The following is an 18,204-nucleotide window of genomic DNA, read 5'->3' on the forward strand; positions in this document are numbered from 1 at the left end:
CGCGGCTCAGCGCTCCAGGCGCTGCATCAACCACGCCGCGCGATTGCTGTCCGCGGTCGACACCAGTTCGCGACGCAGGGCTTCGCGCGCCTGCGGTGGCGTGCGCTGCACCAGCACCGCGAGTTGCTCGCGTTCGTCCGGCGTCATCGCGCGCAACGTGCGTAAAAGCTCGGGCGCGTCACCGGCCGGCATCTGTGCCAGCAACGGTTGGAGGCGCGGATAGACGACGCCGAGCGACGGCCCGAGTCGCCAGCCATGGCGCTCGCTCGCATCGAGCGCATCGAACTGCGTGTGCAGTGCCTGTCGCGTCACAGGATCGAGCGCGGCGTACTGCGCGGCGGCCGCGCGCACGCGGGCCTGATCGTCCTGCGGCAATTGGCGCCACGCCTGCCAGTCGGCGCGGCGCTCCTCGCGCTCAGTCAGCGGCAGGCGATCCCATGCATCCGCGCGTTGCTTGAACGCGGCTTGCTGCGAAGTCGTCCACGTCGACCAGATGCGCGCGTGCGCTTGGAGCGCGGCGCGCTGCAGCGGTTGCAGCACCGCGGCGACGTCCTGCAGGTCATCGGGCAGCGCCTGCGCACTTGCCCAGCCGGCGATGCACAGGGCGACGAGTGCGAGAGCTTTACGGCGCATCGGTCGCCTCGCTGGTTTCGGGCGCATCGGCTGCGTTGGGTGCATCGTTGGTGGCGGGCGCGTCGGTCGTCGGTCGATCGACGTGACCGACCATCCAGCTCAGGAACGCGGCGTCCTGCGCGAGGCGTGCGCCGTCGGGGTCGGCCAGCTGTTCGAAGTCGGGGTGGGCGATCAGCCCGGAGTCGTGCTCGTAACGGCTTGCGGGCTCACCGGCCGGCGGCAGTGCGGCGATGCGCACCTCGCCATCGCGCGCGCCGTTGAACCAGCGCAGGCCGAAGAACGCGAGCAGCGCGACGACCACCACCGCGGCAATCCATCGCGGCCGGCGATCGGGACGCTGCGGGAAGAAGCGTTCGGCCGGACCGGCCAGCGCGCCCTCTCGCATGCGTGCCAGCTGCAATGCACGCGATGCCGGCAGATCGCGGATGCGTTGCTGCACGTTGCGCTGCAGCTGCGTCCAGGCGCTGGCGTCGGGCGCCCCGTCGGGCAGCGTCGGCAGCGCGCGGATCACCGCGGTGCGCAGCTGGTCGACGGTGACGCCGAGTACATCGGCGGCCGCGGCTTCGTCGAGCCCGGCGGCGAGGCGCAGCAGCAGCGCCGAGCGCACGGCGGCGGATGCCGTCGGCAATCCGTCGATATGGACATCCCGCGCATTGCGCAGCGCCGGCTGGCGCAGCAGCAGCGTCCAGAACAGGCGCGGCCAGTCGGCCATCGGCGACTCGAGGGCGGCCTCGCGGAAGATCGCCATGGCGCGCGTCAGCGCGGCGTCGCCCACCGTCGGCGCACCGGTCTGCAGCTCGGCGAGGACGGCGGCGCGGCGGTCGACGCCGCGAAGGAAGGCGGCCAGCGCGGCGGGCTGGGCGAGCGCCGGGGCAGGCGCCGAAGCGGGAAACGACATGGCCGGGATGATAGCCGTCGCGTCCGTCGGCACCCGCCGGATCGGCGAGCGCGGGTGCTTGACAGGACGGTTCTTCACGGCTCCACCCTTATGTGACGCGGTTCCACGGCCGAATGCGTTGTGCACAGCCGTCATCTGGCCGTCATTCGCAGCTTTTGCGACGTTTCGCAGGCAGCATGACAATCGTGTTTCACGCCTAACTGATTGATCGCGCTGGAAATATCCGGCATGGCGATTTTTTAGCCAACCCACGGCCGCTGCCCGTCTTTACGGGCTCGCGCACATCGGCCGACAGTCCATTCACAGACTTATCCACATCCGATGTGGATAAGGGCCGATCTTCAATACGGACGCGGACTTACGTTCGATTCATCACCACGGCGCGAGCAATGCGGTCCAAGCTCGGCGCCCGTCCGGACCGCCGCCGCCCCTAGACTTCACCCGATGCCCGCTTCCCCCTCCAACCGCGCTGAACAGGCCATCGATCCGGTGTGGAAGGTCGCGATCGGCGGCCTGCCGCTGGCCCGCCTGTTCGACTACCGGCCGGTCGAGGGCGACACCGGCGACGTGGTCGGTTGCCGGGTCCGCGTGCCGTTCGGGACGCGCGAACGGGTCGGTGTCATCGCGGCGGTCGGCCCGGCCGACGGCGATGGCGCCGAGCTCAAGCCGGCGCTCGAACGCCTCGACGCCCAACCGCTGCTCGCCGGCGAACTTTGGGATTCGCTGCGCTGGCTGGCGCACTACACGCACGAGCCGTTCGGCGAGGTCGTGGCCACCGCCCTGCCGACGCTGCTCCGCCACGGCGAGCCGCCGCCACCCACCGATCGCATCGGCTGGCGCCTGAGCGCCGCCGGTACCGAAACGCTGCCCCGTCTCCGCCCCGGTCGCCCGCGCCGCCTCGCCGAACGCCTGGCCGACGGCCCAATCGCAGAGGACGAACTCGACAGCCTGTTCGACGACTGGCGCGCCGCGCTGCGCAGCCTCGACGGCCGCGGCCTCGTCGAATCCGTGGTGATGACGCCCGCGACCACGCCAGCGCGTCCCGGTCCCGAACCCAATGACGAACAACGCCTCGCGATCGACGCGATCCTCGATTCGCGCGATGCATTCAACGCCTTCCTGCTCGACGGCATCACCGGCAGCGGCAAGACCGAGGTCTACCTGCACGCGATCGCCGACTGCCTCGCGCGCGGCAAGCAGGCGCTGGTGTTGGTGCCCGAGATCGGCCTGACGCCGCAGACGCTAGCGCGCTTCCGTGCGCGCCTCGGCGTGCCGGTGTACGCGCTGCACTCGGGCCTGTCCGACGGCGATCGCGCACGCACGTGGGCCGCATGCCTGCGCGGGCAGGCGCGCGTCGTCGTCGGCACGCGCAGCGCGGTATTCCTGCCGCTGCCCGATGCCGGCCTCATCGTCGTCGATGAAGAACACGACGGCAGCTACAAGCAGCTCGACGGCATCCGCTACCACGCACGCGACTTCGCTCTGTATCGCGGCCACGCGCTCGGCGTGCCGGTCGTGCTCGGCAGCGCGACGCCGTCAATGGAATCGCTGCGCAACGCGCGCACCGGCCGCTACACGCACCTGCCGTTGCGACATCGTGCAGGCGTAGCGAAACCGCCCGCCGTGCGCGTTATCGACGTGCGCAAGCGGGCGCTCGATGCCGGCCTGTCGAACGAACTCATCGACACGCTGTCACGCACGCTCGAAGCCGGCGGCCAGGCGCTGGTGTTCAAGAACCGACGCGGCTACGCACCCGTGCTGCTCTGCCACGACTGCGGCTGGACCGCGGAGTGTCCGCGTTGCGATGCATCCATGACCGTGCACGCGAAGGGTCGTCGCCTGCAGTGCCATCACTGCGGCGCGTCGAAACGTTCGCCGGACGCATGTCCGGCCTGCGGCGGGCTCGCATTGCAACCGCAGGGCGCGGGCACCGAGAAACTCGAGGAAACGCTGGCCGCGCGTTTCCCGCAGGTGCCCGTCGTGCGCATCGACAAAGGCACCACGCGCAATCGCGACGCGCTTGCCGGCCATCTCGAAACACTGGGCGACGGCCCCGGTATTCTCATCGGCACGCAGATGCTTGCGAAGGGCCACGACCTTCCGGGCCTGACGCTGGTCGCGGTCGTCGGCATCGACGAAGGCCTGTTCTCCGCGGACTTCCGCGCGCCGGAAAAACTTGCGCAGTTGCTGGTGCAGGTCGCCGGACGTGCAGGCCGCGCCGACAAGGCGGGCGAAGTGCTGCTGCAGACGCACCATCCCGAGCATCCGCTGCTGCACACGCTGCTCACCGGCGGCTATCCGCTGTTCGCGAACGAAGAACTCGCGTTGCGCGAAGACGCGCAATTCCCGCCGTTCGCCCACATGGCGATGTTTCGCGCCGAAGCGCGCGAGATGGACATCGCGAACGCATTCCTCGCGCAGGTGCGCGGCCATCTAGAAGCGTCGTCGGCCGGCGGCGTACTTATCACGCAAGGCCCGCTGCCCGCGCCGATGCCACGTCGCGCCGGCTACCAGCGCGCGCAACTCGTCGTCTCGTCCAATGCGCGCCCGGCATTGCACGCCGCGCTCGACGCCGCATTGCCCGCGATCCGCGAACTGCCGGAAGCGCGCAAGGTGCGGTGGTCGCTGGATGTGGATCCGGTGGACCTGTATTAGCGTCTGGCGCGCGCTCGCGGTAGCCTGCGCGCCACATTCGAGAAAGGACTCTCATGCGCTCAGCGTTTCTGTTGACCGCGATGGCGGCATCGACGTTTTGGCTCGCGGGTTGTAAGCAGCCTGCAACGGCGCCTGGAGCGGCGTCCGGCACGACGGCCCCCAATGCGGCAGCCGCGGTTCGAGCAGCACCCGCCGATCCGCTTGTCGGTCTCACGTGCGCTCGGCCGCGAAAGGGTTGGGCCACAACGTGCACAGCGCAGGATTATGAGGTGTCGGGCAACCTCGCCGATTGCAATCGCGACACGGCATCACTGGGCAGCGTGACCCGATCGGTTGCCCTGCTCGAGCGCCTGTTGCCTGGACCGCGTCAGGCCGCCGTCGCCACCGCATCGAAGGGGCAGATGCTGTGCATCCACTACGTGGCAGAACCGCGCAACGGAGGCGATCGCCTACTCTATGTCACGGCAGTGGATGCCTCCACGGTCGCCGCATGCGCACATCGGTGTACCTCGCCCGAAGCCGCCGTGAAGTGGTCTGCCGCAAAACCCCGAGAAGCATGCGAGGTCCGCGGCGGCGCTTATTCCGCCGGCTGCGCATCTGGCTGGATCAACGCCGACGCGGTCGACACCTATGACATGGGTCTGCCCGATACGAGCGATGCCCCGCCTCTTGCGACGTACGAACACGCGCTACCGGACGTCACCGTCAACGGGATTGCACAAGGCCCTGCGCTTACCTGTGTTGTGGGTGCCAGACTCGACGATATCGGCCAGCAATCGGCTGTCGTGGCTGCGTTTGACCCCGGCACGACGACGCCGAAGTGGACCGCAGCTGTTCCGCATGGTCCCGACTTCTACCAGAACCGCGCCACGCACTGTGCGTGCTCGGCCGATCGATGCTACGTGCTGATCGCCACGGATACCCAGGCGCCGCAATCGACCAGCCAGACGCTGCTGTCCGTCGTCCGGATGTCGAATGCCGGTGCAATCGTTGCGATGCACGACCTGCCTGCGATATCGGGTGTACCGGACGGCGCCAGCGTGTGGGCGGATGCGGGCAATGCCCACTTCCGCATCTCGTCCGACGCCCTCGAGGTCGCCGGCTCATGGCGACGCGGGGCCGAAGACGATGCGCATCCGTTCGATGTCCGGCTCCCTCTTTTCTGACTGCAAGGACGCACGTCATGACCAACGATCGACTCACACCGCAGCAGCAATTCATCGCCGACCTCTACCCGGCGGCCGTTCGCGTCTCCCGCGAAACGGGCATGTCGTGGGAACTGATCCTCGCGCAAGCCGCGCAGGAGACAGGCTGGGGCACCAAGGTGCTTCCGGGTACGCACAACATCTTCAACATCAAGGCGTCATCCGACTGGCACGGCCCGACGCGCACGTTCAACGTCTGGGAAATCGAGAACGGTCACAAGGTCTGGAAGGACCAGGCGTTCCGTGTCTACGGCTCCACTGAAGAGGCGCTGCGCGATCGGGTCGCGTTCCTGAGGGGCAACCCGCGATACGCAGCGGCCGGCCTCTTCGACACCGGAACGAAGGGCGATCTCCACGCGGAAGCCGCTGCGCTCCAGCGCGGCAAGTACGCCACCGACCCCGGCTACGCCACCAACCTCGGGCGGGTGTTCGATGGCCCGACGATGCAACGCGCGATCGCGTATGCGCGCACGCACGACGCCGTTGTTCCTGTCCTGCATACCAACGATACGGTGGCGACGGCGCCTTCAGCGGACCAACGTCCGGTCCAGAACACGACTGACAGGGATCGCGCGTCGCGCGCAACGATCTACGAAGCAGCGCGGCACCACTTTCTCGCCGATGACCGGCGCTTCGAATACGGCCGCAGCGACATGCGCCTGGCGAACAAGGAAGGAAACCTGCGCACCGATCCCAGTCGAACGGAACAGGACCTCGACGGTGACGGCTTGAAAGGCGTCGACTGCTCGTCGTTCGTCTGGCGCGGACTCCGCGAGGCGGGATACGGCGTTCCCGCCTCGCCCTTCACCTCGCACGACCTGTTCAACGGACGGGCGATGACGCCTTATGCACGGCAGCATTTCGACATCATCTCCGCCGCCGAGGCCCGCGAGCCCCACGGGGCGCTTCAATCCGGTGATGTCCTGTTGTTCAAGAGCAATTCCGGGTCCGGCCAGCACGTGGCGATCTTCAAGGGCTACGACGCACACGGCCGGATCCAGTTCATCGGGTCACAAACCGGCTTCGGCCCTGCGGAAGTCACCATCGCCCCGCATGGCTACTGGGACGGCGACCAACAGCACATCGTCGGTGCGTTGCGTGCCAAACCGGAATTTCGCAGTCGTGCGCCGGCGCACGACATCGGCGCGACCACACGCGACGTCGAGGTCGGGCCCGTCCACGCGTCAGCCCATGCGGCGGCAACTGTCGAACACGCGCGCCCCCGGCCTGCGCTTGACGGCGTACAACCCGGCGCCCACGGCCCCACCGTCGCTACCCTCCAGCGCCGCCTCTTCGAGCTCGGCTATGGCGGTGAGGACGGCAAGCCGCTCGGCATCGACGGCGAGTTCGGTCGCAACACGTCGCACGCGCTGAAGCAGTTCCAGCGCGAGCACGGTTTGCAGGCATGGGTGTCGCGGGGCCGCGCACCGAAGCGGCGCTCGATCGCGCGGAGAAGGCGCTGATGTCGGATCCGGCGCATCCGCAGCATCGCCTGTACGAGCAGGTGCTGGACAAGGTGCGTGCGGCGGAGACAGCCCGGGGCACGCCCGTCGGCGCGCACAGCGAGCGCATCGCCGCATCGCTGGTGGTGGAATGCGAACGCGAGGGCATCGCCCGGGTCGATCGTGTCGAGATCAACGACACCGGCAAGCTCGTGCGCGCCGTCCAGGTCAGTCCTATGCGCGACGAGACTGGCCTCAATCGCAGCACCGACGCAATCGACCTCGCTCAGGCGTCGCGGCAGCCACTTGCGGAAAGCGCGCAGCAGGCGCACCAGGTCACGGTCAACGTGCGCACCCAGCAGGCGGAGCCGCAGTGGCGCCATGTGCAACCGGCGCCGGTGCTCGCGCATTGAACACAGCGCGGACGCTCGTGCATGCGGCGTCGGCGCCTTTCATTCGATCGCACGGCCGTTGCGCGACAATCAGCAGATGACAGCCCTTCTCGACGCACTCCGCACCCACTCGACGATCGTCGCCGACACCGGCGACATCGACGCAATCGCACGTTTCCGCCCGCTCGACGCGACGACCAATCCGTCGCTGCTGCTGAAGGCCGCCGCGCTGCCCGCGTACGCACCGCTGGTTGAAAGCGCATTCGCCACCGCGGAGGGCGCGGATCACGACGCGCGCGTTGCGGATGCGTCGGATCGCCTCGCGGTCGCGATCGGCGGCGAAATCCTGAAACTCATTCCGGGCCGCGTGTCGACCGAAGTCGATGCGCGCCTGAGCTTCGATACCGACGCGACGGTCGCCAAGGCGCACCGCCTCGTCGAGCTCTACGACGCCGCCGGCATCGGCCGCGATCGCCTGCTGATCAAGATCGCATCGACGTGGGAAGGCATCCGCGCGGCGGAGCGCCTCGAACGCGAAGGCATCCACTGCAACCTCACGCTGCTGTTCTCGTTCGCACAGGCGGTTGCATGCGCCGAAGCCGGCGTCTTCCTGATCTCGCCCTTCGTGGGCCGCATCTACGACTGGTACATCGCGAACGGCAGCGTGCAACCCGCAACGCCGCAGGACGATCCCGGCGTGCAGTCCGTCACCCGCATCTGGCAGTGGTACAAGCGCCACGGCTACGACACCGTCGTGATGGGCGCGAGCTTCCGCAACGTCGGCCAGATCACCGCGCTCGCCGGCTGCGACCGTCTTACGATCTCGCCGGAACTGCTGAGCGAATTGCAGGCAAGTGATGCGACGCTGCAGCGCGCGTTGGTCGACAACGGCGAACGCGCGAATGCACCGACCCATCTCGACGAAGCCAGTTTCCGCTGGCAGCACAACGAAGACGCGATGGCGACCGAGAAACTCGCCGACGGGATCCGCAAGTTCGCGCAGGATCAGGTGAAGCTGGAAACACTGCTGGGTTCGAAGGTGCTCTAGCGTCCGCTTCGTTTCAACGGGCGAGTGAGTCGCTCGCCGCATCGATACAAACTGTGGGTCTTGTATGCGCGGTCCGGGGGCTTAGCACCGTCGCCGGCGTTGTCGCATTGATGTGGGGCACAGCCGGGACGCGCCGTCCGGCTGCGCGTCAAGTTTCGATGGACAACGGAAGAATGGTCGCGCTCGCGCGGCCGTCGATGATCGTCAGCTCGCCTACGCTGATCGGCAGCTTGAAACGTCGCGGGCCCGCGCTGCCGGGATTGACGAGCAGATAGCTGTCATGCGTTTCGATCGTCGCGCGGTGCGAATGTCCTGCGACGATGACGTCGACGCGTTCGCTCGGTGGATACGTGGCGAGCGTCTTGATGTCGTGCAAAAGGTAGATGGCGACGCCGCCGAGTTGCACCGTCCGTGCATCCGGTAGATCGCGCGCCCAGTCGGCGGTGTCGTTGTTGCCGCGAATCGCTGTCACCGGCGCAATGTCCGCGAGCGCGTCGAGGATGGACGCGGCGCCGATGTCCCCGGCATGCAGGATGTGGTCACTGCCGCGCAGCGCTTCGATCGCCTCCGGCCGCAGCAGGCCGTGCGTGTCGGCGATCAGACCGATGCGCATCGTCAGACGTCCGGAGCTGTTGAAGCGGCGTCTTGCGCATCGCGCTGCACAGCATCCAGCGGATACTCGATGAAGCGCGGCGGTACCTTCTCGATGAGCCAGACGCCGTTGTCCGAGCGGTAGAACATTTCGCCGGCCGTGTGCAGCGCATGCGCGCGGATGCCGAGCACCGCAGGCACCCCATGACGCGCGCCGACGCGGCGTGCGGTGTCGGCATCCGTCGCGAGATGCACATGACGACGTCGACCGCGATGCAGGCCGTCGCGCAGGATGGATTTCAGATGCCGCGTCGCCGTGCCGTGGAACAGGCGTTCCGGCGGCTCGACCGGGACGAGGCCGAGATCGACGTCGATCGAATGACCCTGGTTCGCCCGAATACGCGTGCCGCTCGCATCGACGGCGAAGCGCTGCTTGTCGTTGCTCGCGACGATCTCGTCGAGCGTTGCGCGATCCAACGCGACGCTGTGCGCCGCGGCCGCCGCAAGCAGTTCATCGACATCGGCCCAACCCGCGTCGTCCAGCGACAGGCCGATCGACTGCGGCGAATGCCGCAGTACGCGGCTGATGAAACGGCTCTGGCGGACGAGCTCCGCGCGCATCAGTGCGGGCGATTGCCGCGTCGACCGAACAACCGACTGAGCCCGGAACGCGCCGGCTCGCGTGCATCGCCGCTGCGACCCTCCTCGTTCGCGATCGCGGCAAGTCGCTCGTCGAGTTCCGCGATCAGCTCGTCGAGAACATCGCCGGTCGAGCGATCGGGCCAACGCTGCAAAGCCTGCATGCCCATCTCGATGAACTCCGCGCGCGTTTCCGCGGGCAGGCCGAGTTCTCGTTCGGCGAACCATCGCTCGAAGCGAAGGCTGACCTGCGCGGCCGCAGTGGCGGGGTCGAGATGCGTAGCAGGCGCTGGCGGGGTCGGATCCATGGCGACGCTCCGATGGGCACTTCGATATAGCGAATCGGTCGAACGCGGCGCGTGAGCGGCGGTTGCAACAGATGTTTGCGGACGCACAAATGCGAACGGCCCGGTTTCCCGGGCCGCCCACCGTGAGACTCGTGTCGCCGCTTACGCTGTGAACAGTGCGCGCATCTTCTTGAGTGCGTTCGCCTCGATCTGGCGGATGCGCTCGGCCGACACACCGTATTCGTCGGCGAGTTCCTGCAACGTCACCTTGTCCTCGTCGAGCCAGCGACGACGGATGATGTCGCGCGAACGCGCGTCGAGTTCGGACAGACCGTCGCGCAGGACGTCGAGCTTGCTGCCCTCGTCGTCCTCGCGCTCGTACAGCTGCGACGGGTCCTCGCCCTGCGCACGCAGATACGCGACCGGCGACGGCGGGCCGTCCTCGTCGCCATCGTCCGGCGCATCGAAGCCGATATCGCGACCTGAAAGACGCGACTCCATCTCGAGCACTTCGCGCTCGGACACGTTGAGGTCAGCCGCGACCGCACGCACCTCCTCCGCGTTCATCCAGCCCAGGCGCGTCTTGCTCTTGCGCAGGTTGAAGAACAGCTTGCGCTGCGCCTTGGTCGTGGCGACCTTCACGATGCGCCAGTTCTTCAGGATGAACTCGTGCATCTCGGCGCGGATCCAGTGCACCGCGAAGCTGACCAGGCGAACGCCCTGGTCGGGATCGAAGCGCTTCACCGCCTTCATCAGGCCGATGTTGCCTTCCTGGATGAGGTCGCCGATGCCGAGGCCGTAGCCGTTGTAGCCACGGGCGACATGCACGACGAAGCGCAGGTGCGAATGCACCAGCTCGCGAGCGGCGTCGAGGTCCTCCTCGTCGCGGTAGCGGCGCGCAAGGCGCTGCTCGTCGTCGACGGTGAGCACGGGGATGCGGTTGACCGCGCCGATATAGGCCTCGAGCGAGCCGAGCGGGCTCAGCCCGACCGCCGACACGGCCGGCAGGCTGTTGGGAACGAGAGCGGTGGTGGCTGTCTGGGTCATAGGCTCTAGGTTAGCAGTCGGGTTATTGGACTGCTAAAGGGTCCGGGAGTTCCGGACCGTTGCATCCATGGGACGACGAAAGCGGAATTCTCTCAATCGGACCGTTCATGACGCGTAAAACCGGCGGTATGGAGCTGAATCCTCGGCATGCGGGCGCGCGAGCCGCTTTTCCAGCCCTGACCGATGGCAGGGTCCGGTGCGGGCGACCAGCGGCGGCTACACTGCCGCCCGAATGACCAAGCGAACCAGGCCGACCTCCTTCGACATCGCCTACCGGGCGGGGGTTTCGCAGGCGACCGTGTCCCGCGTGCTGCGCGGCAGCCCGCTGGTCAACGAGGAGACGCGCAAGCGGGTCGAGGCCGTCGCCCGCGAGCTCAACTACAAGGTCGACCGCCGCGCCTCCAGCCTGCGCACGCAGAAGTCCGGCACCCTCGCCCTCCTGCTGTTCGAGGACCCGACGCCCGACGAGTCGCACATCAACCCGTTCTTCCTGTCGATGCTGGGCTCGATCACCCGCGCCTGCGCCCGCCACGGGCAGGACCTGCTGGTCTCGTTCCAGCAGCTGTCCGAGGACTGGCATTCGGACTACGAGGACTCGATGAAGGCGGACGGGCTGATCCTGCTCGGCTACGGCGACTACGAGCTCTATCGCGACAAGCTGTCGGCGCTGGTCGAGCGCGGCACGCACTTCGTGCGCTGGGGTGCGGTGGCCCACGACCAGCCGGGCGTGTCGATCGGCTGCGACAACGTGCACGGCGGGCAGCTTGCGGGGCAGCACCTGATCGCCTGCGGGCGGCGACGCATCGCCTTCCTCGGCCATGCGTCGAGCCACTACCCGGAGTTCCTCGATCGCTACACCGGCTGCGAGCGGGCGCTGGTTGACGCCGGCCTCGGGCGGCTTGACCGCGCGTTGCAGGTGGATGCCGAGACCAGCGAGGAATCGGGCCATGCCGCCGCGATCCAGTTGCTCGCGCGTGGTCGCCCGTTCGACGCGGTATTTGCTGCAAGCGACCTGATCGCGCTCGGCGCGATGCGCGCGCTCCGCGAGGCCGGTCTGCGCATTCCCGACGACGTCTCCGTCGTGGGCTTCGACGACATCCCGATGGCGCGCTTCGCCACCCCGCCGCTCACCACGGTGGTGCAGGACACCCAGCGTGCGGGTCAGCTGCTCGTCGCCACGCTGATGCAACTCGTGCGCGACGAACCGGCGGAGAGCGCGATGCTGCCGGCGGCGCTGATGGTGCGGAAGTCGTCCTTCGTCTCGGGGTAGCGCGCCACGTAGTCACCGCGCCGCGCGCGGTGCATCGACGAAGCGCCGGATCGACGTGAGTACCTCGGGGTTGCGCGACGGGTCGTACAGCGCCGCGATCGTCGCCAAGTGCCCGCCGCTCGGCAGGATCACCAGCGACACCGGTTCGTGCTGCGCGCTAAGCCGACGCGCGAGTTCGCGACTCTGCGCGGCGCCGACCGTGGTGTCCGCATCACCGTGCACCAACAGGAAGGGCGGCTCGTCGCCGTCGACCTGGCCGACCGCCTGCGCGAGCGGCCACTGCGCGGGCGGGCCGAAGATCGGCGCGAGATCGGGGCCGATGTGGAAGTCGTACGGGCCCGACAACCCGATGACGCCCGCCAGATCGCGCGGCTGCATGCCGTGCGGCGCGAGCCACCGTGGGTCGGCGCCGATCAGCGCGGCGATCTGTGCGCCGGCGGAATGCCCGGCCACGAACAGGCGGCGCGGATCACCGCCGTACGCTGCGGCGTGCTCTCGCGTCCAGGCGACCGCCTGCGCACCGTCCTCGACGAAGCCCGGAAAGCCTGCGCGCGGCCACAGACGGTAGTCGGCGACCACGGCCAGGATGCCCTCGCCGGCGAGGCGACGGCCTACGAAGCGGTAGTCCTCGCGTTGACCGGTCTGCCAGGAACCGCCGTAGAAGAACACCACGACCGGTGTCGCCGACGTGGCGGTCGCCGGGCGATAGATGTCGAGCGACAGTCCTCGATCCGCGGCATACACGACGGTCGCCGTGGGCGCCTCGAGCCCCCGATTCGCGACTGCGAACACCAGCGACTGGCAGCCGCTCACGGCGGCGGCGGCGACCGCCAGCGCGGCGCCGGCGATCAGGCAGTGGAATCGCATCGAGGATGATCCGAATCGGGCAAACCCGATATACGGACTGCCGCGTCGACGGGATGCAGCCGCCTCAGTGGCGCCGTGCACGCACCGCCGCGTCCTGCACGGCGCGGAGCAGCTCCGGCTGCGTCAGCGGCGCATCGAGGACGAGCACTTCGACGCCATGCGCCGGCACCGGAACCGAGATGCGACCGTCGCCACCCACCGCGAACGTGCGGCCACCGATGCGCGCCTGCCAATTGCCGCGCTGGAGCATGCGGTCGATGGCGAACATCGCCGGCGCGTCGCCCTTGTTGAGCAGCACCAGCGCGGTCTGGTGCACGTCGCTGGTCTGGATCACGCGGTAGAACGACGCGACGTCGCCCTTGAACTCGAGGTTCACCTGCAGGCCGCGCTGCAATGCCGGCGTCGCAGCACGAACATGCGCGATGCGACGCAGAGCGTCGTGGATCGGATTGCGCTTCGCTTCTTCGATGCGCGACTGGCCGAAGTAGTTGCGGTTGCCGGTGTGTTCGACTGCACCGCGCTCGAAGCCGACCTCCGAGCCGTAATAGATCACCGGAATGCCGCGCGCGGTGAACAGGAAGTTGTCGGCGTCGATGAAACCCGCATCACTCGCGTCGAGGCGCGCCATGTCGTGGTTGTCGTAGAACGTCATCAGTTCATATGGGTTCGCGTACGGGCCGTCGGTGAGATACAGGCGCTCGGCGATGCGCTCGTAGCCGGCCTGCTTGCGCCCGAACGCTTCGACCAGCCGATCCTTGAGCGGAAAGTCGAGCACGCTGACGTCGGCATTGCGCGGCAGGGTATGCGTCGCGATTGTCGCGGCATCCGGGTCGAAGGCTTCGCCGAACATGAAGAAGCCCGGATGCTTCGCACGGATGCGCGCGCTGAACGCGTGCCAGAACGAGTTGGGCATCCAGCCGATGGTGTCGATGCGGAACGCGTCGGCGCCCTGGTCGATCCACTGCGAATACGCGCCGACGAAATAGTCGAGCACGGCCGGCTCGTTCTCGTTGAGGTCCGACAACTGCGCGAGCCCGCCGGACATGTTGTACCAGCGGTGCAGCGGATTGTTCCTCGGGTCGAGCTTGGACGGCGGCAGGTTCTGGTGATCGGCCAGCAGTTCGCCGTGCGGGCCGTAGATCTTTCCGTACTTCGGCTGATCCTTCGGCATCGTGTACGCCGGCGAGCCGTGGTTGCAGACGATGTCGAGCACGGTCTTCAAACCGTGCTGCTTGAGCCCCGACGTAAGTCCGCGGAAATCGAGATCCCTGCTCGGCAGGTGTTCGTCGAGCACCCAGAAGTTGTCACCCCAGTAGCCGTGGTAGCCGGTCTTGCCCTGGTCGGTCCATTGGCCGCCCCACTTCACCGGGCTGCCGCCGGTGAACGCTTCGTCCGGCTGATCGACGATGGGCGTGATCCACACCGCGCCGAAACCCATGTCGCGGATGTAGTCGGCGTTGTCCAGCACGCCTTTGAAGTCGCCACCCATGTAGCCGATGTTGTCGCTGTGGCCTTTCGGTGCGCCCGGTGTCGGTCGGTCGAAGGTGTGCAGCAGCTTGCCGCCCTGCTCGCGACGATCGTTCGACGGATCGCCGTTGACGAAGCGATCGGTCATCAGGAAATAGATGGCGTCGCTGGCGAACGGCTCGGTGGTGCCGACGAACTCGCGCGGGGTGACGCGGGCGTCCTTCGCGACGGCGGGAAGGGCCAGCGACAACGCGACGCCAAGTGCAAGCGCGCGCCTCACGGTGCGGCCGCCAGGCGCGAAGCATGGGTGCGCGGTTCGCGAACGCGAAGCACGCACAGGCCGGCGACGACCATCGAGATGCCACCGATCACCAGCGCATAGAACGGATGCCCACCGAACAGCGTCTTCAGCAGGAAGCCCAGCAGGCTGGCCGCGACCAGCTGCGGGATGACGATGAAGAAATTGAAGATGCCCATGTACACGCCCATCTTCTTCGCCGGCACGCTGTCCGACAGCAGCGCGTACGGCAACGACAGGATCGACGCCCACGCGAAGCCTACGCCGACCATGGAGAGCAGCAGCCAGCGCGGGTCGCGGATGAACATCATCGACACCAGCCCGAGCCCGCCGAGCACCGCATTGACGAGGTGGCTGGTACGCAGGCCCCAGCGCGCGACCATCTTCGGGATCAGCACCGCGGCCAGCGCGGCGAAGCCGTTGTAGGCCGCGAACAGCACGCCCACCCAGTTCGCGCCTTCGTTGTACGCGGCCGAGGTGGGATCGTTGCTGTGGAAGTGCAGGTCGGCGACGGCGGGCGTGGTGTAGATCCACATCGCGAACAACGCGAACCACGAGAAGAACTGCACGACGGCGAGCTGGCGCATCGTCGACGGCATGTCGTAAAGATCGTCCATGATCTCGGCGAAGGTTCCGCCGCCGACGCCCGCGCCGCGAAGCAGCAACGCAACGCCATACGCGGCAACGAGCCCGCCGAGTATGTAGAGCTGCTTGTCGAGCCCGCGCAGGTAGACGATCGCGAGAAGCACGATGCCTGCGGCAAGCCAGACCATCGCACCGGCGCGCATCCGTCCCGCATCGCGCGGACGCGCCGCGACCGGCGGTGCCTCGTCCCAGGCCTGCAGCGTGGCCGGCGGGTATTCGCGGGTGCGCAGCACGGTCCAGACGATCGCGCCCATCAGTACCACGCCGCCGAAGTAGAACGACCAGCGCACCGTGTCCGGCACCAGTCCGGCGTCCGCCGTGTTGGCAACCCCGAAGTGCGCGAGCGCGTAGGGCAGCACGCTGGCCACCACCGAGCCCACGCCGATGAAGAAGCTCTGCATCGAGTAGCCCGTGGCGCGCTGCTGCACCGGCAACTGGTCGCCGACGAACGCGCGGAACGGTTCCATCGAGATGTTGATCGATGCATCCAGCATCCACAGCAGCCCCGCGGCGATCCACAGGCTGGGTGAGTTCGGCATGAACAGCAGCGCGAGCGTTGCCAGCACCGCGCCTACGAGGAAGTACGGGCGACGACGACCGAGCCGCGTCCATGTGCGATCGGAGAAGTGCCCGACGATGGGTTGCACGATCAGGCCGGTGAGCGGAGCGGCGATCCACAGCATGGGCAGGTCGTCCATGTTCGCGCCCAGCGTCTGGAAGATGCGGCTGACGTTGGCGTTCTGCAGTGCGAAACCGAACTGGATGCCGAGGAAGCCGAAGCACATGTTCCAGATCTGCCAGAACGAGAGCCGCGGCTTGGTCTGCGTGGTGGGATTCATGAACCGCCCTGTGATGCGCCGTGTCGTGCGGCGAGTGTGACGCGTGCTTCGCGATAAACCGGTGTGCGCTGCAACATCGACAACGCGTCGCGGAACGTTCGAACGTGATGTGCGCGGCATGGTAGACAGCGCCCCTGCTGCACAAATTCCGTTGCAAACGTATTCAACGCGGGCGCCCGCCGACGTGCCGGCATCCTCCACCGCCCGCGAGGAATTCTCCCGCGGCACGCGCGGAACGACGCGCAGCGACCGGGATGGTCGTCCACGCAAGGGTTGTAGAGGTCTCGATGACGAAGAAGACCTGGTGGCGAGGCGCGGTGATCTACCAGATCTACCCGCGCAGCTTCCTCGATACCAATGGCGACGGCATCGGCGACCTGCCCGGCATCGTCGAGAAGCTCGATTATGTCGCGAGCCTGGGCGTCGACGCGATCTGGATCTCGCCGTTCTTCAAGTCGCCGATGGCCGACTTCGGATACGACATCGCCGATTACCGCGAGGTCGATCCCATGTTCGGCACGCTCGAGGACTTCGATCGCCTGCTCGCGAAAGCGCATTCGCTTGGGCTGAAGGTGATGATCGACCAGGTGCTCAGCCACACCTCGGCCGAACATGAATGGTTCAAGCAGAGTCGGCAGAGCCGCGACAACACGAAGGCCGACTGGTACGTGTGGGCCGACGCGAAACCCGATGGCACGCCGCCCAACAACTGGATGTCGCTGTTCGGTGGCGTGGCGTGGCAGTGGGAATCGCGTCGCGGCCAGTACTACCTGCACAACTTCCTGACCGAGCAGCCCGACCTCAACTTCCACAACCCGGCCGTGCAGAAGGCGCAGCTGGACAACGTGCAGTTCTGGCTCGATCGCGGCGTCGACGGTTTCCGCCTGGACGCGATCAACTTCTGCTTCCATGACGCGCAGCTGCGCGACAACCCGCCGAAGCCCGAGCACCTGCGCACCGGTCGCGGCTTCTCGCCGGACAACCCGTACGCGTTCCAGTACCACCACTACAACAACACGCAACCCGAATGCGTCGGCTACATGGAGGACATCCGTGCGCTGATGGATCGCTATCCCGACGTCGCCGCGCTCGGCGAGATCTCGTCGGAAGATTCGCTGGCGACGATGGCCGAGTACGTGCGACCCGGCCGCCTGCACATGGGCTACAGCTTCGAACTGCTGACCGATGATTTCACCGCGGGCTACATCCGCGGCACGGTCGAGCGTCTCGAAGCGAGCATGACCGACGGCTGGCCGTGCTGGGCGATCTCCAACCACGACGTGCAACGCGCGGTAACGCGTTGGGGCGATGCGCAGGCGAACGACGTGTTCGCGCGCCAGCTCGTCGCACTGGTGTGTTCGCTACGCGGTTCGGTCTGCCTGTACCAGGGCGAGGAACTCGGCCTGCCCGAAGCCGACGTGCCGTACGAGCTGCTGCAGGATCCCTACGGCATCACCTTCTGGCCGACGTTCAAGGGCCGCGATGGCTGCCGCACGCCGATGCCGTGGAATGGCGGTGCGGCCGCGGGGTTCACCGATGGCACGCCGTGGCTGCCGGTCGCGGCGACGCATTCACCGCGCAGCGTGGCGAAGCAGGATCCCGACTCGGCGTCGGTGTTGAATGCGGTGCGTGCGTTCCTGCGGTGGCGTCGTATGCAGCCTGCGCTGGTCGAGGGTTCGATTCGTTTTGTCGATGCGCCTGAGCCGGTGCTGGCCTTCGTGCGCGAGCAGGGCGGCGAGCGGTTGCTGGTGGCGTTCAACCTTTCGGGCGCAGAGATTGAGTGCGCGCTCGATGTCGGTACTGCGACGGCGGTGGATGCGCCGGGCATCCCGACCGGGCGGCTCGAACGCGGACGACTCCAATTGCCGCCGCATGGCGCGCTGTTCGCGCGAATTGGCTGAGCAATCGAGCATGCGGCGTCGCGACATGCGGGGCCTATGCAGTGCGCCAACCGAGCGATGTGACGCGTACGTCGGTACAT

General features: G+C 67.5%; 16 protein-coding genes. 7 read left to right on the top strand and 9 right to left on the bottom strand.

The window, feature by feature from the left end; genetic code table 11:
• Positions 1–6: 6 nt before the first annotated feature.
• Positions 7–633 (bottom strand): DUF3106 domain-containing protein, encoded by a 627-nt coding sequence (locus ACVWZN_RS11340; protein WP_456953898.1) that lies wholly within the window; start codon positions 631–633, stop codon positions 7–9.
• Positions 623–1,531: a hypothetical protein gene (locus ACVWZN_RS11345; RefSeq protein ID WP_456953899.1), complete on the bottom strand. Its 909-nt coding sequence runs from the start codon at positions 1,529–1,531 to the stop codon at positions 623–625. Before ACVWZN_RS11345 ends, ACVWZN_RS11340 begins: the two co-directional genes overlap by 11 nt.
• A gap of 444 nt (positions 1,532–1,975) precedes the next feature.
• Between ACVWZN_RS11345 and ACVWZN_RS11350 the strand changes: the two genes are divergently transcribed.
• From ACVWZN_RS11350 to tal, 5 genes are all read left to right on the top strand, one after another.
• Positions 1,976–4,186, top strand: a complete 2,211-nt coding sequence (locus ACVWZN_RS11350; protein WP_456953900.1) for a primosomal protein N' — start codon at positions 1,976–1,978, stop codon at positions 4,184–4,186.
• A gap of 269 nt (positions 4,187–4,455) precedes the next feature.
• Positions 4,456–5,352, top strand: a complete 897-nt coding sequence (locus ACVWZN_RS11355; RefSeq protein ID WP_456953901.1) for a hypothetical protein — start codon at positions 4,456–4,458, stop codon at positions 5,350–5,352.
• Between the two features lie 17 nt (positions 5,353–5,369).
• Positions 5,370–6,854, top strand: coding sequence for a glucosaminidase domain-containing protein (locus ACVWZN_RS11360; protein ID WP_456953902.1), 1,485 nt, complete (start codon positions 5,370–5,372; stop codon positions 6,852–6,854).
• On the top strand, positions 6,854–7,246 hold the full coding sequence (locus ACVWZN_RS11365; RefSeq protein WP_456953903.1) for an XVIPCD domain-containing protein: 393 nt from the start codon (positions 6,854–6,856) through the stop codon (positions 7,244–7,246). Before ACVWZN_RS11360 ends, ACVWZN_RS11365 begins: the two co-directional genes overlap by 1 nt.
• Positions 7,247–7,322: 76 nt before the next feature.
• Positions 7,323–8,273, top strand: coding sequence for a transaldolase (gene tal, locus ACVWZN_RS11370; protein WP_456953904.1), 951 nt, complete (start codon positions 7,323–7,325; stop codon positions 8,271–8,273).
• A gap of 148 nt (positions 8,274–8,421) precedes the next feature.
• Here tal and ACVWZN_RS11375 read toward each other — a convergent pair whose 3' ends face one another.
• From ACVWZN_RS11375 to rpoH, 4 genes are all read right to left on the bottom strand, one after another.
• Entirely contained in the window at positions 8,422–8,886 is a 465-nt protein-coding gene (locus tag ACVWZN_RS11375; RefSeq protein ID WP_456953905.1) for a metallophosphoesterase family protein, read from the bottom strand.
• Positions 8,887–8,888: 2 nt separating this feature from the next.
• Positions 8,889–9,485 carry an RNA 2'-phosphotransferase gene (locus ACVWZN_RS11380; protein WP_456953906.1) on the bottom strand — a complete coding sequence of 199 codons (597 nt, stop codon included), beginning with the start codon at positions 9,483–9,485 and terminating at the stop codon, positions 8,889–8,891.
• A complete protein-coding gene (locus ACVWZN_RS11385; RefSeq protein ID WP_456953907.1) occupies positions 9,485–9,811 on the bottom strand; it encodes a hypothetical protein in 327 nt (108 codons plus the stop codon). The genes ACVWZN_RS11380 and ACVWZN_RS11385 overlap by 1 nt, the downstream gene beginning before the upstream one ends.
• A gap of 141 nt (positions 9,812–9,952) precedes the next feature.
• Positions 9,953–10,837 carry an RNA polymerase sigma factor RpoH gene (gene rpoH / locus ACVWZN_RS11390; protein ID WP_456953908.1) on the bottom strand — a complete coding sequence of 295 codons (885 nt, stop codon included), beginning with the start codon at positions 10,835–10,837 and terminating at the stop codon, positions 9,953–9,955.
• Positions 10,838–11,069: 232 nt separating this feature from the next.
• Here rpoH and ACVWZN_RS11395 point away from each other — a divergent pair, with 232 nt between their 5' ends.
• Complete coding sequence (locus tag ACVWZN_RS11395; RefSeq protein ID WP_456953909.1) at positions 11,070–12,107, top strand: LacI family DNA-binding transcriptional regulator; 1,038 nt, start codon at positions 11,070–11,072, stop codon at positions 12,105–12,107.
• Between the two features lie 12 nt (positions 12,108–12,119).
• Here ACVWZN_RS11395 and ACVWZN_RS11400 read toward each other — a convergent pair whose 3' ends face one another.
• The 3 genes from ACVWZN_RS11400 to ACVWZN_RS11410 form a co-directional block, all read right to left on the bottom strand.
• Positions 12,120–12,974 carry an alpha/beta hydrolase gene (locus ACVWZN_RS11400; RefSeq protein ID WP_456953910.1) on the bottom strand — a complete coding sequence of 285 codons (855 nt, stop codon included), beginning with the start codon at positions 12,972–12,974 and terminating at the stop codon, positions 12,120–12,122.
• A 64-nt stretch (positions 12,975–13,038) separates the two neighbouring features.
• Entirely contained in the window at positions 13,039–14,685 is a 1,647-nt protein-coding gene (locus ACVWZN_RS11405; protein WP_456954760.1) for an alpha-amylase family glycosyl hydrolase, read from the bottom strand.
• A 32-nt stretch (positions 14,686–14,717) separates the two neighbouring features.
• Positions 14,718–16,223 carry an MFS transporter gene (locus ACVWZN_RS11410; protein WP_456953911.1) on the bottom strand — a complete coding sequence of 502 codons (1,506 nt, stop codon included), beginning with the start codon at positions 16,221–16,223 and terminating at the stop codon, positions 14,718–14,720.
• Positions 16,224–16,510: 287 nt separating this feature from the next.
• Between ACVWZN_RS11410 and ACVWZN_RS11415 the strand changes: the two genes are divergently transcribed.
• Positions 16,511–18,124, top strand: a complete 1,614-nt coding sequence (locus ACVWZN_RS11415) for an alpha-glucosidase family protein (RefSeq protein WP_456953912.1) — start codon at positions 16,511–16,513, stop codon at positions 18,122–18,124.
• Positions 18,125–18,204: the final 80 nt, after the last annotated feature.

The organism is Lysobacter sp. HA35, assembly GCF_054061195.1.

Bases quoted from the DNA above. Each gene is read 5' to 3' on its own strand.
- ACVWZN_RS11340 (WP_456953898.1), bottom strand. From the start codon at position 633: ATGCGCCGTAAAGCTCTCGCACTCGTCGCCCTGTGCATCGCCGGCTGG.
- ACVWZN_RS11345 (WP_456953899.1), bottom strand. From the start codon at position 1,531: ATGTCGTTTCCCGCTTCGGCGCCTGCCCCGGCGCTCGCCCAGCCCGCC.
- ACVWZN_RS11350 (WP_456953900.1), top strand. From the start codon at position 1,976: ATGCCCGCTTCCCCCTCCAACCGCGCTGAACAGGCCATCGATCCGGTG.
- ACVWZN_RS11360 (WP_456953902.1), top strand. From the start codon at position 5,370: ATGACCAACGATCGACTCACACCGCAGCAGCAATTCATCGCCGACCTC.
- ACVWZN_RS11365 (WP_456953903.1), top strand. From the start codon at position 6,854: ATGTCGGATCCGGCGCATCCGCAGCATCGCCTGTACGAGCAGGTGCTG.
- tal (WP_456953904.1), top strand. From the start codon at position 7,323: ATGACAGCCCTTCTCGACGCACTCCGCACCCACTCGACGATCGTCGCC.
- ACVWZN_RS11375 (WP_456953905.1), bottom strand. From the start codon at position 8,886: ATGCGCATCGGTCTGATCGCCGACACGCACGGCCTGCTGCGGCCGGAG.
- ACVWZN_RS11380 (WP_456953906.1), bottom strand. From the start codon at position 9,485: ATGCGCGCGGAGCTCGTCCGCCAGAGCCGTTTCATCAGCCGCGTACTG.
- ACVWZN_RS11385 (WP_456953907.1), bottom strand. From the start codon at position 9,811: ATGGATCCGACCCCGCCAGCGCCTGCTACGCATCTCGACCCCGCCACT.
- rpoH (WP_456953908.1), bottom strand. From the start codon at position 10,837: ATGACCCAGACAGCCACCACCGCTCTCGTTCCCAACAGCCTGCCGGCC.
- ACVWZN_RS11395 (WP_456953909.1), top strand. From the start codon at position 11,070: ATGACCAAGCGAACCAGGCCGACCTCCTTCGACATCGCCTACCGGGCG.
- ACVWZN_RS11400 (WP_456953910.1), bottom strand. From the start codon at position 12,974: ATGCGATTCCACTGCCTGATCGCCGGCGCCGCGCTGGCGGTCGCCGCC.
- ACVWZN_RS11410 (WP_456953911.1), bottom strand. From the start codon at position 16,223: ATGAATCCCACCACGCAGACCAAGCCGCGGCTCTCGTTCTGGCAGATC.
- ACVWZN_RS11415 (WP_456953912.1), top strand. From the start codon at position 16,511: ATGACGAAGAAGACCTGGTGGCGAGGCGCGGTGATCTACCAGATCTAC.